General features: G+C 61.1%; 14 protein-coding genes. 4 read left to right on the forward strand and 10 right to left on the reverse strand.

Going from position 1 to position 16,482, the window contains the following annotated elements; genetic code table 11:
* Window positions 1–118 precede the first annotated feature (118 nt).
* Entirely contained in the window at window positions 119–1,435 is a 1,317-nt protein-coding gene (locus ACZZ0Q_RS18255) for an MFS transporter (RefSeq protein ID WP_463541300.1), read from the forward strand.
* 208 nt (window positions 1,436–1,643) lie between these two features.
* On the opposite strand, the gene purT is transcribed toward ACZZ0Q_RS18255, so the two are convergent.
* Genes purT through ACZZ0Q_RS18275 form a run of 4 tightly spaced genes read right to left on the reverse strand, consistent with a single transcriptional unit; the run spans window position 1,644 to window position 4,235 of the window.
* Window positions 1,644–2,825 carry a formate-dependent phosphoribosylglycinamide formyltransferase gene (purT, locus tag ACZZ0Q_RS18260; RefSeq protein ID WP_122492768.1) on the reverse strand — a complete coding sequence of 394 codons (1,182 nt, stop codon included), beginning with the start codon at window positions 2,823–2,825 and terminating at the stop codon, window positions 1,644–1,646.
* Window positions 2,826–2,865: 40 nt separating this feature from the next.
* Window positions 2,866–3,075 (reverse strand): DUF1289 domain-containing protein, encoded by a 210-nt coding sequence (locus tag ACZZ0Q_RS18265; protein WP_122492769.1) that lies wholly within the window; start codon window positions 3,073–3,075, stop codon window positions 2,866–2,868.
* Complete coding sequence (locus ACZZ0Q_RS18270; RefSeq protein ID WP_463381883.1) at window positions 3,072–3,596, reverse strand: gamma carbonic anhydrase family protein; 525 nt, start codon at window positions 3,594–3,596, stop codon at window positions 3,072–3,074. Before ACZZ0Q_RS18270 ends, ACZZ0Q_RS18265 begins: the two co-directional genes overlap by 4 nt.
* A gap of 36 nt (window positions 3,597–3,632) precedes the next feature.
* Window positions 3,633–4,235 (reverse strand): CoA pyrophosphatase, encoded by a 603-nt coding sequence (locus ACZZ0Q_RS18275; protein ID WP_463381882.1) that lies wholly within the window; start codon window positions 4,233–4,235, stop codon window positions 3,633–3,635.
* Between the two features lie 164 nt (window positions 4,236–4,399).
* On the opposite strand from ACZZ0Q_RS18275, the gene ACZZ0Q_RS18280 reads away from it, so the two are divergent.
* Window positions 4,400–4,969: an NUDIX hydrolase gene (locus ACZZ0Q_RS18280; protein ID WP_463541299.1), complete on the forward strand. Its 570-nt coding sequence runs from the start codon at window positions 4,400–4,402 to the stop codon at window positions 4,967–4,969.
* Between the two features lie 52 nt (window positions 4,970–5,021).
* Entirely contained in the window at window positions 5,022–5,525 is a 504-nt protein-coding gene (locus ACZZ0Q_RS18285; RefSeq protein ID WP_463541298.1) for a L,D-transpeptidase family protein, read from the forward strand.
* Window positions 5,526–5,661: 136 nt separating this feature from the next.
* On the opposite strand, the gene ACZZ0Q_RS18290 is transcribed toward ACZZ0Q_RS18285, so the two are convergent.
* From ACZZ0Q_RS18290 to purL, 3 genes are all read right to left on the reverse strand, one after another.
* The gene (locus ACZZ0Q_RS18290; protein WP_463541297.1) at window positions 5,662–5,979 is read right to left on the reverse strand and encodes an NGG1p interacting factor NIF3; all 318 of its coding nucleotides are present in this window, start codon (window positions 5,977–5,979) and stop codon (window positions 5,662–5,664) included.
* A 169-nt stretch (window positions 5,980–6,148) separates the two neighbouring features.
* On the reverse strand, window positions 6,149–6,454 hold the full coding sequence (locus ACZZ0Q_RS18295) for a CDGSH iron-sulfur domain-containing protein (RefSeq protein WP_463560824.1): 306 nt from the start codon (window positions 6,452–6,454) through the stop codon (window positions 6,149–6,151).
* Window positions 6,455–6,467: 13 nt separating this feature from the next.
* The gene (purL, locus tag ACZZ0Q_RS18300) at window positions 6,468–10,364 is read right to left on the reverse strand and encodes a phosphoribosylformylglycinamidine synthase (protein WP_463541296.1); all 3,897 of its coding nucleotides are present in this window, start codon (window positions 10,362–10,364) and stop codon (window positions 6,468–6,470) included.
* Between the two features lie 166 nt (window positions 10,365–10,530).
* Between purL and mltF the strand changes: the two genes are divergently transcribed.
* On the forward strand, window positions 10,531–11,997 hold the full coding sequence (gene mltF / locus ACZZ0Q_RS18305) for a membrane-bound lytic murein transglycosylase MltF (RefSeq protein WP_463541295.1): 1,467 nt from the start codon (window positions 10,531–10,533) through the stop codon (window positions 11,995–11,997).
* A 123-nt stretch (window positions 11,998–12,120) separates the two neighbouring features.
* Here mltF and tadA read toward each other — a convergent pair whose 3' ends face one another.
* The 3 genes from tadA to ACZZ0Q_RS18320 form a co-directional block, all read right to left on the reverse strand.
* On the reverse strand, window positions 12,121–12,606 hold the full coding sequence (tadA, locus tag ACZZ0Q_RS18310; protein ID WP_463541294.1) for a tRNA adenosine(34) deaminase TadA: 486 nt from the start codon (window positions 12,604–12,606) through the stop codon (window positions 12,121–12,123).
* Window positions 12,607–12,622: 16 nt separating this feature from the next.
* Window positions 12,623–13,990 (reverse strand): multicopper oxidase family protein, encoded by a 1,368-nt coding sequence (locus ACZZ0Q_RS18315; protein ID WP_463541293.1) that lies wholly within the window; start codon window positions 13,988–13,990, stop codon window positions 12,623–12,625.
* 253 nt (window positions 13,991–14,243) lie between these two features.
* A complete protein-coding gene (locus tag ACZZ0Q_RS18320) occupies window positions 14,244–16,301 on the reverse strand; it encodes a TonB-dependent siderophore receptor (protein WP_463542295.1) in 2,058 nt (685 codons plus the stop codon).
* Between the last annotated feature and the right edge of the window lie 181 nt (window positions 16,302–16,482).

The following is a 16,482-nucleotide window of genomic DNA, read 5'->3' on the forward strand; positions in this document are numbered from 1 at the left end:
CAAAGTCCCCTTCCCAAGCCGCACACCGCCAGCGTTTTACCCCCATGCGCTACCACAATAATTCGCTTCGGCCATGGCCTCGCCCATGGAACCGAGCCCTGCCCCGTGAAGGCTCAGCATGACCAGCGCTCTCGCAACTCCCGCCCGCGACGACAGCAAGCCGGTGAACTCCACCACGCGCGTCGCCACCGCCAGTTTTATTGGCACCGCCATCGAGTTTTATGATTTCTACGTGTACGCCACCGCCGCCGCGCTGGTGATCGGCCCGGTGTTTTTTCCTGCCGAATCGACCACGGCGCAAACCCTGGCGGCGTTTCTGAGTTTTGGCATCGCCTTCCTCGCCCGCCCACTCGGCTCGGCGCTGTTCGGCCATTTCGGCGACCGCGTCGGCCGCAAGTCCACACTGGTTGCCTCACTGTTGCTGATGGGCGTGTGCACCACGCTAATCGGCGTGCTGCCCGGCTACAGCAGCATCGGCGCCTGGGCGCCCATTCTGTTGTGCCTGCTGCGCTTTGGTCAGGGCTTAGGCCTTGGCGGCGAATGGGGTGGCGCCGCCTTGCTCGCCACCGAAAACGCACCGGCGGGCAAACGCGGCTGGTTTGGCATGTTCCCGCAGCTTGGCCCGTCGATCGGCTTCCTGGCCGCCAACGGATTGTTCCTCAGCCTCGCCATGACCTTGACCGACGAACAGTTCCGCGAATGGGGCTGGCGCATTCCGTTCCTGCTCAGCGCCGTGCTGGTGATGGTCGGCCTGTACGTTCGCCTGAAGCTGGAAGAAACCCCGGTATTCGCCAACGCCGTGGCCCGGCATGAACGGGTGAAAGTGCCGCTGTTCGAGCTCTTTGGCCAGTACTGGGCGCCGATGCTGCTGGGCGCTGGCGCGATGGTGGTGTGCTACGCGCTCTTCTACATCTCCACGGTGTTTTCTCTGAGCTATGGCGTGGCCAGCCTGGGTTACACGCGGGAAACCTTCCTCGGCCTGCTGTGTTTTGCCGTGGTGTTTATGGCATTGGCCACGCCGCTGTCGGCCTGGGCGAGCGACCGTTACGGGCGCAAACCGGTGCTGATCGTGGGTGGCGTGCTGGCCATTGTGTCGGGCTTCTTGATGGAACCGCTGCTCACCCATGGCTCAACCTGGGCGGTGGCGCTGTTCTTGAGCATCGAGCTGTTTCTGATGGGCGTGACCTTCGCCCCCATGGGCGCCCTGCTGCCGGAACTGTTCCCCACACGTGTGCGCTACACCGGCGCGTCGGCGGCCTACAACCTGGGCGGCATCGTCGGCGCCTCAGCGGCTCCGTTCTTCGCGCAGAAGTTAGTGGCGTTGGGCGGATTGAGCTGGGTGGGCGGGTATGTGTCGGCGGCAGCGTTGCTGAGCTTGCTGGCGGTGCTGTGCCTGAAAGAGACCAGTAAGGCGGACCTGCAGAAAATTGCGTAACGGTCTGCTGCGCGTCGGCCAGGCTGCGTTGAATCAGATGCCCGGAATGCTCATTGACTACAGTCAACTCCGCTTCCGGTCACCTGATTCGCCTGGCCTGGCTCTAGCTCGCGAGACCGCTTAGATACGTCCCTGTGGGAGCGAGCTTGCCCGCGAAAGCTCTTTAATCAAAAGCTTCGCGAGCAAGCTCGCTCCTACGGGTCACGCGTTAGAGCTCGACCACAACGGCCTGCGCTGCACGGGTGGCTTTAGCGCGGGCGGCATCGGTGGACTCATCACGCGCCAGGGCAACGCCCATGCGGCGTTGGCCGTTAACTTCCGGCTTGCCGAACAGACGCAGCGCGGTATCCGGCTCGCTCAAGGCGGCGCCCAGATTGCTGAATGCGGTTTGCGTGGAGCTGCCTTCTACCAGCACCACCGCCGAGGCCGATGGGCCGAGTTGGCGAATGGCCGGAATTGGCAGGCCGAGAATGGCGCGCGCATGCAGGGCGAATTCCGACAGGTCTTGGGAAATCAGGGTGACCAGACCGGTGTCATGCGGGCGCGGCGAAATTTCGCAGAACCACACCTGATCGCCCTTCACGAACAATTCCACGCCAAACAGACCACGACCACCCAGCGAACCGGTAACGGCCAGGGCGATGCGCTCGGCTTCGGCGCGGGCTTTGTCGCTCATCACCTGCGGCTGCCACGATTCCTGGTAATCGCCTTTGACCTGACGATGGCCGACCGGCTGGCAGAACGTGGTGCCGCCGACATGGCGCACGGTCAGCAGGGCGATTTCGTAGTCGAAGTCGATAAACCCTTCAACAATCACACGACCTTTGCCGGCACGGCCACCGGCTTGGGCGTAGTCCCAGGCGGTTTGCAGGTCGGCCGCGCTTTTCAGCACGGACTGGCCTTTGCCCGACGAACTCATGATCGGTTTGATCAGGCACGGAAAGCCCACGGCTTCGGTCGCCGCCTTGGCTTCTTCGAAGGTGTCGGCGAAGCGGTACGGCGAGGTTGGCAAGCCCAGCTCTTCGGCAGCCAGGCGGCGGATGCCTTCGCGGTTCATGGTCAATTGCGCCGCACGCGCAGTCGGAATCACGGTGAAGCCTTCGTTCTCCAGCTCGGCCAGGGTGGCGGTGGCGATGGCTTCGATTTCCGGCACGATGTAGTGCGGCTTTTCCAGTTCGATGACGGCGCGCAGGGCGGCGCCGTCAAGCATGTCAACCACGTGGCTGCGGTGCGCCACTTGCATCGCCGGGGCATTCGGGTAGCGGTCTACGGCAATCACTTCAACGCCCAGGCGCTGCAGTTCGATAACCACTTCTTTGCCCAACTCACCCGAGCCGCACAGCAAGACGCGCGTCGCGCTGGGCGACAAGGGGGTTCCGATACGAGGCATGAGGCTTTCCTTCACGTTGCAGTTTGAAAATAGAGGGTGATTAAACAGGTTTGCTGGTTTCAGTCAGCAGGCCGCTGGCGCGCGCGCGTTGCAGGCAATAACCGAGCACCAGGCGGCGCTCGGCATTGTCCATTCGGCCCCAGCGGGTAATTTCGTCGGCGGTGCGCTGACAGCCAGTGCAGACGTCATCGTCATCCAGCGCGCACACGCTCACACAGGGGGAGCGCACCGGGCGTTCGGCGTCCATCAGTCGTCCTGCTCCGCCAGGTCGCGGGCGTAGCGCTGCGAATTATGAACGTAGTGGGCGGCGCTGGCTTCGAGCATTTTCTTCTGCGCGTCGTTGAGTTCGCGCACCACTTTGCCGGGCGAGCCCATGACCAGCGAGCCATCGGGAATTTCCTTGCCTTCGCCAATCAGCGAGTTGGCGCCGATGATGCAGTACTTGCCGATTTTGGCGCCGTTGAGAATCACCGCGTTAATGCCGATCAGGCTGTAATCGCCCACGGTGCAGCCGTGCAACATGGCGTTGTGGCCGATGGTGACGCCGGTGCCGATGTTCAGCGGAAAACCCATATCGGTGTGCATCACGGTGCCGTCTTGCACGTTGCTGTTCTGGCCGATGTGAATCAACTCGTTGTCGCCGCGCAGCACGGCGTTGAACCACACGCTGGCGCCGGGCTCCAGTTTTACCTTGCCCACCAACGTTGCGTTGGGCGCAACCCAGCTTTCGGGGTGGGTTTCGACACTCGACTGTCCCAAGCGGTATTTCATAAACGGTTCCTCACGGCGGCTTGTATAACGAGCGGCTCAGCTCAGGCTGATGTAATGCTCTGGCGGTTGGTGCAGGGAAATATCGGCGTCGTACAGCAGGTTGACCAGCTCGACCACCATGATCGCCGTCAGCCCCCAGATTTTGTATTCGCCGTAGCGGTAGCTCGGCACGTACCAGTCCCGGCCGCGGTAGTCGATGCGGTGGGTGACTTCACGGGGATCGCTGCGGAAAAACTCCAACGGCACGCTAAACACCGAGGCGATTTCGCCATCGTTGGCCTGGTACTCGACGAAGTCCGGCACCACGCCCACATACGGCGTGACCTGAATGCCGTGGCGCGAAACCAGGCTACTCAGGGGGCCGATAATTTCGACCAGACCCGGCGGCAGGCCGATTTCCTCTTGCGCTTCGCGCAGGGCGGTGGCGACCAGGTCGGCGTCTTCAGGATCACGACGGCCGCCCGGAAAGGCCACTTCGCCGCCGTGGGTCGACAGCCCACTGGCGCGCAGGGTGAGCACCAATTCGGGGGCATCGCTGCGGGTGATCGGCACCAGAACGGCGGCTTCAGGAAAGCTTCGGTCGGTGCCCAGAACGACTGGCTGGTAGTCGCGAACGCGCTGGAGCAACTCATCGAGCATGGGGAATTCTCGGTCTTTTGTTCTGCGGGGCATGATGGCATGAAAGCGTAAAGCTGCCCAAGCCCCGCACCGCCGACTGCTTGGCTTTGGCGGCCATGCCTTGCTCCTGACTGCCGGGCACGCGAAGATGCGCGACACCGCCGCAACCACGCCCAGGAGCCGGGATGAAATTTTGCAGCCAGTGCGGCAACAGCGTGTCGCAACGAATTCCAGAGGGTGACGGCCGCATGCGTTACGTGTGCGACACCTGCAACACCATCCATTACCAAAACCCGCGCATCGTCGCCGGCTGCGTGCCGGTGTGGGGCGATCAGGTGTTGCTGTGCCGCCGCGCCATTGAGCCGCGCCGTGGCTTCTGGACGCTACCGGCCGGCTTTATGGAAAACAGCGAAACCATGGCCGAAGCCGCCATGCGCGAAACTGAAGAAGAAGCCTGCGCCCGCGTGCGCGACCTGCATTTGTATGCGCTGTACGACCTGCCGCACATCAGCCAGGTGTACGTTTTTTTCCGTGCCGAACTGGCCGATCTGGACTTCGCCGTGGGCGAGGAAAGCCTCGAAGTAAAACTGTTTGATGAGGCTGACATCCCTTGGTCCGAGCTGGCTTTCCCGACCGTAGGCCGTACCTTAGAATGCTTTTTCGCCGACCGGGTCGCCCAACACTTCCCGGTGCGCAATGAGCCACTAGAAGCTCTGCGCCCACACTTCGTCTCTGGTAAACAGAGCAGCGTCTGAACACACAACATCCGAGCCGCGCCACGCGGTTCAACACCTGGAAACTGCACCAATGCGCTGGTTGTTAGCTGCCGTCTGCCTGTCGTTTGCGATGCTCTCGCATGCCTCCACCACCGTAACCCTCGACGGTAAAACCGTGGACAAGGTGCTGGTGATGAAAGCCGAACACAAACTTGTATTGATGAACCGCGGCGAAACGCTGAAGAGCTACCGCATCTCGCTGGGGAAAGCGCCCAAAGGTGCGAAGCAACGCGAAGGCGACCACAAAACCCCCGAAGGCTATTACTGGATCGACTGGCGCAAGCCCAGCGACAAGTACAACCTCTCCATGCACATTTCCTACCCCAACATCAAAGACCAGGCCAACGCCCGGCAGGCAGGCGTAGCTCCTGGCGGCATGATCATGATTCATGGCACGCCCATCGATGACGAGTTTCCGGAGTGGTATTTCCATACCCTCGACTGGACCGAGGGCTGCATCGCCATGAAGAACGATGACATGCGTGAGGTGTGGAATCTGGTGAAAGACGGGACGTTAATCGAGATTCGACCCTAATTCGCTGTACTGCTTCCTGTAGGAGCGGCTTTAGCCGCGATGCTTGGGGGGATAAAAGCATCGCGGCTAGAGCCGCTCCTACAGGGTTAGGCCCCACACCAAGAACAAAAAGGCGCCCGAGGGCGCCTTTTTGTAGTTAGAAAACCAGGTCTGACAATCGCCACACCTCGAACGCCGGCGTCTCGTACGGATGCGCTTGGCGCAGTGCTTTCACCGCGTCGTGTATCAGCTCATCCGCCACCACCATCTCCACCTTCCATTCGGCCACGTGCTCCAGCACGCCGGTTTGCCCGATAAAGGCATTGCTGCCGGGCAGCGGGCGGAACTGTCCTTGGCCCAGGCCCTGCCAGCAGCAACTGTCGTAATTCCCTATGCGTCCTGCACCCGCTCCAAACACAGCATTCTTGACGACGTCCAGATGGCTTTCCGGAACGTAAAAACACAGCTTGTACATCGAGGTCTCCACGGAGCATTTACATGCTTTACCAATGCAGGAACCTGGCGCCAATTTCTCAACGCACAGTGATGGCATATTGCCTTATTCCCGCGTAAAGGTGCAATTTCGCAATGCTTGTTGGAGTGCCCAGAAGCGCCAAGTGTTCAGGCGGCGTGAGCCAACTCGTTCATAAACCCGACCAGAAGCGCCGCCATTTCGCTCGCCACGACGGCGCCGGCGGCGCATGACTGCCATCGCAAAACGGCAATTGACGGGACCGCCCGCAGCGGCAAAGCAGCAAGCGTTGCTCACGCTTGGCAGTGAAGACCAGCGCGCGTTCGCACGTGGAGGAGCACTCAGGAAGCTGGGCTGATTGGCCACAGGTGCACAACCGCAAGGTGGCGCCGGCCTGAACCAGGCGCACCTCGGGAAGGGACGGGGATTTTTCGTTAGTGCCGGAAGCAGGATTGCCCTGCTCCCGTTGTTCGCTCACGGCGGCGAACCTATCAGTTCACCCAGACGCGGGCGTTGCGGAACATGCGCATCCAGGCGCCGTCTTCGTCCCACTCTTCGGGCTTCCACGAGTTCTGCACCGCGCGGAACACGCGCTCCGGGTGCGGCATCATGATGGTCACGCGGCCGTCGCGGCTGGTGAGGCCGGTGATGCCACGCGGCGAACCGTTGGGGTTGGCCGGGTAGCTTTCGGTGACCTTGCCGTGGTTGTCGATAAAGCGCAGCGACACGCAGCCCGACAGATCCGATTCCAGCAACGCCTCTTCGCTTTCGAATTCGGCATGGCCTTCACCGTGGGCGATGGCGATTGGCATACGCGAACCGGCCATGTCACGCAGGAAGATGGAGGCCGAATCCTGCACCTGCACCATCGCCACGCGCGCTTCGAATTGCTCCGAGCGGTTGCGCACGAAGTGCGGCCAGAACTCGCTGCCGGGCACCAGTTCGCGCAGGTTGGACATCATCTGGCAACCGTTGCACACGCCGAGGGTGAAGCTGTCTTTGCGCTCGAAGAAGGCGCTGAAGGCATCACGGGCGCGGTTGTTGAACAGCACCGATTTGGCCCAGCCTTCGCCAGCACCCAGCACGTCGCCATAGGAGAAACCGCCGCAGGCCACCAGGCCTTTGAACTCTTCCAAGCTGACGCGACCGGCGAGAATATCGCTCATGTGTACGTCAATGGCATTGAAGCCGGCGCGGTCGAAGGCAGCCGCCATTTCAACCTGACCGTTAACGCCCTGCTCGCGCAGCACCGCCACTTGCGGACGCACATTCTTTTTGATGTACGGCGCGGCGATGTCCTGGTTCACGTCGAAGCCCAGCTTCACGCTCAGGCCCGGGTTGGCTTCGTCCAGCAGCACGTCGTATTCCTGCTCGGCGCATTCGACGTTGTCGCGCAGGCGCTGCACCTGATAACTGGTCGCTGCCCACTCACGCTGCAACATGCGGCGCTCGCCGGTGAACACCGACTCACCGTTAAAGCTGATGTTCACTTCGGCATTGTTCAACGGCTGACCGACCACGGCCACGCAGTCGCCCAAACCGGCAGCGCTGAATTGCGCCAGCACTTCCGGGGTGGCGTCCTGGCGAACCTGAATCACCGCACCCAGTTCTTCGTTGAACAGCACGGCGGCGAGTTCTTCGCGGTTGTGCGCCACGGTGTCGAGCACGATGTTCAAGCCGCAGTGCCCGGCGAAGGCCATTTCCAGCACGCTCACCAACAGACCACCGTCGGAACGGTCGTGGTAGGCGAGCAAGCTGCCGTCGGCGTTCAGGCCCTGGATCACGGCGAAGAAGGCTTTGAGGTCTTCGGCGTCATCCACATCCGGCGCCTGACGCGCCAATTGGCCGTATACCTGGGCAAGAATCGAGGCGCCCATGCGGTTCTGGCCGCGACCGAGGTCGATCAGAATCAGGTCGGTTTCGCCCTTGTCCATGCGCAGCTGCGGGGTCAGGGTTTTGCGAATATCCAGCACCGGCGCGAAGCCCGACACGATCAGCGACAGCGGCGAGGTCACGCTCTTGTCGGCGCCCTCTTCGCTCCAGCGGGTTTTCATCGACATCGAGTCTTTGCCCACCGGAATGGTGATGCCCAGCTCCGGGCACAACTCCATGCCGACCGCTTTCACGGTGTCGTACAGACGGGCGTCTTCGCCGGGGTGGCCGGCAGCGGACATCCAGTTGGCCGACAGTTTGATGTCGGACAGCTTACCGATGCGCGCGGCCGCCAGGTTGGTCAGGGTTTCACCAATGGCCATGCGGCCCGAGGCCGGCGCGTTGAGCAGGGCCAGCGGCGTGCGCTCGCCCATGGCCATGGCTTCACCGCTGTACACGTCGAAGCTAGTGGCGGTAACGGCGCAGTCGGCCACCGGCACTTGCCACGGGCCGACCATCTGGTCGCGGGCAACCAGACCGGTAATGGTGCGGTCGCCGATGGTGATCAGGAAGCTTTTGCTGGCAACGGCCGGGTGATGCAGCACGCGCTCCACGGCTTCGCTGAGCTTGAGGCGGGCGGCGTTGAAATCGTCGCCCAGCTCGGCTTCACGGGTGGCCGAACGGTGCATACGCGGGGCTTTGCCCAGCAGCACTTCGAGTGGCATGTCGACGGCGTTGTTGCCGAAGTGGCTGTCGGCAACGGTCAGTTGCGGTTCGGCCAGGGCCTCGCCGACTACGGCAAACGGGCAGCGCTCGCGCTCGCAGATGGCTTTGAAAGTTTCAAAGTCGGCGGCGTCAACGGCCAGCACGTAGCGTTCTTGCGATTCGTTGCACCAGATCTCGTGCGGGGCCATGCCCGGCTCGTCGTTCGGTACGGCGCGCAATTCGAATCGACCACCACGGCCGCCATCGTTCACCAGCTCGGGGAAGGCGTTGGACAAACCGCCCGCGCCCACGTCGTGAATAAAGCTGATGGGGTTCTTGTCGCCCAACTGCCAGCAGCGGTCGATCACTTCCTGGCAACGGCGCTCCATTTCCGGGTTTTCCCGTTGCACGGAGGCGAAGTCCAGGTCCGCCGAACTGGCGCCAGTGGCCATCGACGAAGCCGCGCCGCCGCCCAGACCGATCAGCATGGCGGGGCCGCCGAGCACGATCAGTTTCGAGCCAACGGTAATTTCAGCTTTCTGTACGTGTTCAGCACGGATATTGCCCATGCCGCCGGCAAGCATGATCGGCTTGTGATAGCCGCGCACTTCTTCGCCGCGTGGCGTGGTGATGCTTTGTTCGAAGGTACGGAAATAACCGGTGAGTGCCGGACGACCGAATTCGTTGTTGAATGCAGCGCCGCCCAGCGGGCCTTCGATCATGATGTCCAGCGCGGTAACGATGCGCTCAGGCTTGCCGTATGGGGCTTCCCACGGCTGCTCGAAACCTGGAATTTGCAGGTTGGACACGGTGAAACCGGTGAGGCCCGCTTTCGGTTTGGCGCCACGGCCGGTGGCGCCTTCGTCGCGAATTTCACCGCCCGAGCCGGTAGAGGCACCCGGGAACGGCGCGATGGCGGTCGGGTGGTTGTGGGTTTCCACCTTCATCAGAATATGCACCGGCTCCTGCACCGCGCCGTATTGGCGGGTTTCAGGATTCGGGAAGAAACGCCCGGCTACCGAGCCTTCGATAACGGCGGCGTTGTCTTTATAAGCAGAAAGAACGCCTTCGCCGTGCATCTGGAAGGTGTTTTTGATCATGCCGAACAGGCTTTTTTCCTGGCTTTCGCCGTCGATATCCCAACTGGCGTTGAAGATTTTGTGACGGCAATGTTCGGAGTTGGCCTGGGCAAACATCATCAGTTCGATGTCGTGCGGGTTGCGACCCAGCTTTACAAACGCGTCGACTAGATAGTCGATTTCGTCGTCGGCCAGGGCCAAACCGAGGTCACTGTTGGCTTTTTCCAGCGCGGCGCGGCCACCGTTCAAGATGTCGACGGCGGTGAGCGGCTTGGGCTCGGCGTGGCTGAACAGACCGGCGGCCTGTTCCAGATTGCCGAGTACCAGTTGGGTCATGCGGTCGTGCAAGGACGCGGCGATCAGCTCGGCTTCGGCGTCGCTGAATTGGCCGGCTACGTAGTAGGCGATGCCGCGTTCCAGGCGCTGGATTTTCGCCAGGCCGCAGTTGCGTGCGATGTCGCTGGCTTTACTGGACCACGGGGAAATGGTGCCGAAACGCGGCAGCACCAGGAACAGACGGCCGCTTGGCTCTTGCACCGGCACACTGGGTCCGTACTTGAGCAAGCGGGCGAGCACTTTCTCTTCGTCGCCGGTCAGCAGACCGGTCACCTCGGCAAAGTGGGCAAACTCGGCGTACACCGCAGTAACAGCGGGGACTTTGGCAGTCAGTTGGTCGAGTAACTTGCCGTGGCGGAAGGCAGAAAGGGCTGGAGCGCCGCGCAGGATCAACATCTCGGGGAAAGCCTCGGGAAGGGGGATGCTTTGAGGCCGTGCATTCTAACGCAAACCTCCCGCCAAGGCACTCGCGACGGGGACCCAGTCGACAGTTTTGCGCTAGCAGAAGAGCGGCCCGGCTGTCGAGATATGGCGTCTTCAGCGCTTTGCGTATACTCCGCCGATGCCTGCACACACCCCGCTGCACAAACGCCCCCATAAATGGTTGGCGGCAGCCACACTCCTGCTGTTGCTCTGCGGCTGCAGTGAGCCTCAGCCGACAGCCCTCGAGCGCATCCAAAAGGATGGCGTGCTGCGTGTGCTCACCCGTAACAGCCCCGCGACTTACTTTCAGGACCGCAACGGCGAGACCGGTTTCGAGTACGAACTGGTCAAGCGTTTCGCCGACGATCTGGGCGTTGAACTGAAGATCGAGACCGCCGACAACCTCGATGAAATCTTCACCCGCCTCAACCAGGAAAACGGTCCAGCACTGGCGGCGGCCGGTTTGGTCAGCAGCAAGGGCCGGATGAATCAGGCGCGCTTTTCTCAGTCGTACCTCGAAGTCACCCCGCAGATCATCTACCGCAACGGCGAGAACCGGCCGACCCGCCCGGAAGATTTACTCAACAAACGCATCATGGTGCTTAAAGGCAGCAGCCACGCCGAGCAGCTCGCCATCCTCAAAGGCCAGTACCCCGACCTGAACTACGAAGAGTCGGACGCCGTGGAAATTGTCGACCTGCTGCGCATGGTCGACGAAGGCCAAATCGACCTGACGCTGGTGGACTCCAACGAGCTGGCGATGAACCAGGTTTACTTCCCCAACGTGCGCGTGGCCTTCGATTTCGGCGATGCCAACACGTTGGGCTGGGCGTTACCGCCCGGCACCGACGACAGCTTGCTCAAGGAAGTGAATGCCTTTCTTGAACGGGTAAAAATCAACGGCGTGCTGCAGCGTTTGAAAGACCGCTACTACGGGCACGTGGATGTGCTGGGCTACGTCGGCGCCTATACCTTCGCCAAGCACCTGCAACAACGGTTACCGCGCTACGAGCAGCACTTCCGCCAGAACGGCAAAACTTATGAACTGGACTGGCGCTTGCTCGCCGCCATCGGCTATCAGGAATCGTTGTGGCAACCCAACGCGACCTCGAAAACCGGCGTGCGTGGCCTGATGATGCTGACGCAAAACACCGCCGAGGCCATGGGCGTGTCCAACCGCCTGGACCCGAAACAGAGCATCAACGGCGGCAGCAAATATTTTGCCTCGATTCTGGAAAACCTGGCGCCCGAACTGACCGAGCCGGACCGCACCTGGTTTGCCCTGGCGGCCTATAACATCGGCATTGCCCACCTCGGCGACGCGCGCAAGCTGGCCGAAGCCGAGGGGCTGGACCCGAATAAGTGGCTGAACGTGAAAACCATGCTGCCGCGTTTGTCGCAAAAGCAGTGGTACAGCAAAACCAAATACGGCTATGCCCGTGGCGGTGAGACGGTGCACTTCGTGCAGAACATTCGCCGCTACTACGACATCCTCACCTGGGTGACCCAACCGCAACTGGAAGGCGGGCAGATGGCCGAAGGCAATCTGCATATTCCCAGCATTGAAAAGCCCAAGCAGGACGGTAACGGGCCGGCGGCGCTATAAACATTGTGCTTCGGGAATGCCGTCATCCTCGCGAACGCGGGGATCCAGACTTTTCGTTATGACTCACATTCTGGATCCCCGCGTTCGCGAGGATGACGGACGACGGATGGTTGTTTTAAAGAGTTATTCGGCCTTCGCCCGCCGCTGTTTGAAAAACTCACTCAACACCGCACTGCACTCCTCCGCCAACACCCCGCCCTCCACCATCACCCGATGGTTCAGAAAGATCTGGTCGAAGAATTTGCCCCGGCTCTGCACGGCGCCGGCTTTCGGTTCGGTGGCGCCGAACACCACGCGGTGGATGCGCGCGTGCACCAGCAAACCCGCACACATGCTGCACGGCTCAAGGGTCACGTACAGCGTGCTGCCCGGCAGCCGGTAGTTTTCCACGGCGGCCGAGGCAGCGCGAATGGCGACCATTTCGGCATGGGCGCTGGGGTCATGGGTGGTGATCGGGCAGTTGAAGCCGCGCCCGATCACTTCACCGTCCTGCACCAGCACCGCGCCCACCGGCACCTCGCGAAGGCTCGCGCCCTGCGCGGCGAGCGCCAGGGCCTCGCGCATAAAATGCGTGTCCTGGCTGCGGTCGATGATTTGCACTTTTCTCATGCCGTACCTGATCCGTTTACTCGACGAGGATGGAAGCCATCAACCCGGTTTCCATATGGTCGATCACGTGACAGTGGAACATCCACACGCCTGGATTATCGGCGACCAACGCCACCCGCGCATTTTCGTTCTTGCCGAGCAGATAGGTGTCGGTGAAGTACGGGATAATTTTCTTGCGGTCCGAACTCAACACTTTGAAGCTCATGCCGTGCAGGTGAATCGGGTGCTGGTACTGGGCCATGTTGCGAAATTCGAGGATGTACGTCTGCCCCAGCTTCATTTTGGCGATGGGCCGGTCGGCGCAGGTTTTGTCGTTGATGTCCCAGGCCTTGCCGTTGATTTGCCAGAACGCCGGCGCGCGGCCGTTGGTGGTGACCGACACGGCGCCCACCCACTCGAACTTGAAGTCGAGCACTTCAGCGTTGTGCAAATCCGGTTCCGGAATCGGGTTGGCCGGCAGTTGCGGCGGCCAGTCGCCAGCCACTTCGTCGCTCGGCACCGAGCGGAACGTGGCCAGGCGCACCGGGCCGTTGCGCAGCGGCAACTCAACGCCCGCCTCGGGCACTTTCAACGCCAGGCATACGCGCATACCTGGGCCGATCCAGTATTCCTTGCCGAACGGGCGCGGCTCGATCGGGTTGCCGTCCAACGCATACAAACGTGCGTCGGCGCCTGGCAAGTTGAGGCGGTAGGTCACGGTGTTGTCGAGATTGAAAATGCGCAACCGCACGATCTGCCCAGCCGGCAAATCGATAGTCGGCAAGTGCTCGGCATTGATCGTCGAGTAGCTGCCCGCCGTACCGCCGCGCGCTGCTTCGCGGGGAATGCTGAACGGGGTGAACGCGCCTTCGGCATCGATGTGCCAGGTTTTCAGACTGAGCGAGCGTTCGTGCTTGAAGCCCGTCGGCTCGCGCTCTTCCACCACCAGCGGCCCGACCAGGCCGTGGCCCAATTGTTGGCTGCTTAGCACGTGGGGGTGGTACCAGAAATTGCCGGCGTCCTGGGTGCGGAATTGGTAGTCGAAGTACTCGCCCGGCAACACCGGCAATTGCGACACATAGGGCACGCCGTCCATTTCCAACGGCAAGCGGATGCCATGCCAGTGGATGGTGGTGGGTTCGCTGAGTTTGTTGATAAAGCGCACGCGCAACCAATCGCCCTGACGGCTGCGCAGCTCAACCCCAGGCGCCGAACCGTTATAGGCCCAAGCCGGGGTTTTGTGACCGGCCACCAGTTCCAGATCCATGGGCGCGGCGATCAATTCGTAATCATGGGTAGTGCTGCCCAGCGGCCGTCCAAGCCAATAACGAACTCCTCCGGCACCAAGGCCAACGGCGGTCAAACCGAGCAGGCCACCGAGAATTTGTCGACGTGTAAAAGACATGGGTACAGACACCTTTTGACGATAAGGGACTTCGCTGGCCCATCAGGAATTCAGGTAGTGGCCGGTCTCTGGTGGACCGGCTTCGAGAAGCGGATTGGCACGTAAGGCCGCCGCGCATTATGACGAACAGCCGTCCATCTTGCATGCCTGCGGTCAACCCGCAGCGGCCACGAGCGGCCGTTCAAAGATACGGCGGGCCAGCGAAGGCGCGCCGTACGTGAGGCGTGCCGGCAGCGACGCTGCCGACGAGGGCTTACCAGTTGTAGCTGAGCTTGGCCGTGATTTCGCGGCCTGGGTTGTAGTAGTTGGCGGTGCCGGAGCCGACGACGTGCTGCTCGTCTAGCAGGTTGCTTACGTTAAGCGCCAGGTCGGTGCCTTTGTAGAGTTTGTAGTTGAGGGCGGCGTCGAAGAGGGTTTCGCCGTCGCTTTTGCCGGTGTTGGCGGCATCGTAGTAGTACGAACCTACGTAACGCGCACCCAAGCCGACGCTTACGTCCGTCGCCGGAATGTCGTAGTAAGTCCATAGCGAAGCCGAGTGCTTGGGCGTGGCGACGAACTGGTTGCCCTTGATCGAGCTGCCGTCGTAGGAGGTGCCGCGAACCACTTCCGAATCTGTGTAGGAATAGCCGCCAAGCACGCTGACGTTTTCAGTGATTTCGGCTTTTGCTTCCAGGTCAACGCCGCGAGCGCGTGACTCCCCAATAACTCGTTGCTGAATACCCGCGCCCGGCACCACCACGGAGATGGTGACGTTTTCCTGGGTCAGGTCATAAACGGCTGCCGAGAAGATTGCGTTCATGCCCATCGGCGCGTACTTGGCGCCTACTTCGTACTGGTTACCGGTCTTCGGTGTAACGCCCACTTCAGGCGGCGCGACCGATTCCACATAGCTGATGTAGGTTGAAATTTCGTCCGTGACGATAAAAGTCAGCGCCCCGCGATACGACGTCTCAGCGAAGTTATCCGATTCTTTTGCATCGCTGATATCGGTCACCGACAAATCCATAAAGTCGCGACGGGCGCCGGCGGTGAGGATGACGCGCTCGTAAAACGACAGGTTCTGCTGAGCGAACAGCGACTTGTTTTTTGCGTCGGTCTTGTCGTCGGCATACGGGGCAACGCCCCGAGCCACGCCGGTGTAGACCGGACGGGAAAGATCAATCGGCGAGGCACCGGTGTACACCGACTTCTCCGTTTTCGAAGAGTCGAGGTACTCGATTCCGGCCACCGAGCTGCTGTCGATATTCTCGAAGCGGTGATCGTATTGCAGCATCACGTTGCCGTTGAACTGATGAGCCTCGGTGTCCGTGCCGAATTGATCGCGCGCCACAACGGAGCCGGTACGTGTGGACGAGTCGTTGACGTACACGTAGCCGAAGTCATCGTTCACTTCGCTGTAACGCAGATTGCTGCGCAGCGTGAAGCCGTTATCGAAGTCATGGGACACATTGCCGCTGAGACTGGTGCGCTCAACGTGGTGGAAGTTGTAGCTGGGCTCACCGTAAAAGTCGTCGCGGTCGTATTCCTTGTCCAACGGATAGCCGCCGCTGTTGGGCGTGCTGTCAGTTTTCAGGTAATCGAGAACCACGGTGGCTTTGGTGAAATCCGTGGGTGCCCAGGTCAAACCGCCCATGGCAAACCGGTTGTCGTCCTGCGAGTGGTCGTATTCGCGATCACTGTTTTGCATCTTGGCCGTAAAGCGGCCGGCGACGGTCTTTTGATCGTTCAACGCGTCGCCCACGTCAATGCCGGTTTCCTTATGGTTGTAAGAACCGTAGGTCACATAGCCTTGGCCGAAGCTGTTGAAGCGCGGCTGCTTGGTGACGAAGTTGACCGAACCACCTGGATCGGCCGGCCCAAACAGCGTGGAGTTGGCGCCACGCAGGATTTCGATACGCTCGTAGGCGAATGGTTCTTCACGAACGCCGCGCATGGAGCTCAGCGTCAAACCGTCCCGGTACGTGGTGGCCTGAAAGCCGCGAATCTGGAAGTAATCGTTACGGTCATCGGAGCCGTAATAGTCGGTAATCACACCCGGCGTGTACTGCAGCGCCTCTTCGGTGGTACTAACGCTGCGCTGTTCCATTTCCTTCTGCGTAACCACAGAAACAGAAGCCGGCGTGTTGAGGATACTGGTCGCAACTTTGCCCCCTACCCACAACTCTTGCGCCACCACGGTTTGGGAGTCGTCACCGCTGTCGGCACTGGCATCGACAATAATCGGCGCAAGACGGTAAGCGCCGTCTTCGGTCGCCGCCGCCTCTTCGGCTTTCACACCGATAGGCGCTCCGGCCAATGGCACACAGAGCATCACGGCAGCCGCCGTGCGCTGCTTGGCCGAACGGCCGTTAACAAACCCGGTTTTGTTTTTGCGCATGCTTGCGATCCTTGATCTTCAACAACGTCAGCCGTAGGAACCCACTGCACCGCCAGCGATGCGATGCCATCCCATTTCGGAAAAGATTGTATTCGAAAATAAGTCGCAATTGATA

It is taken from the genome of Pseudomonas sp. AC070, from assembly GCF_979258635.1.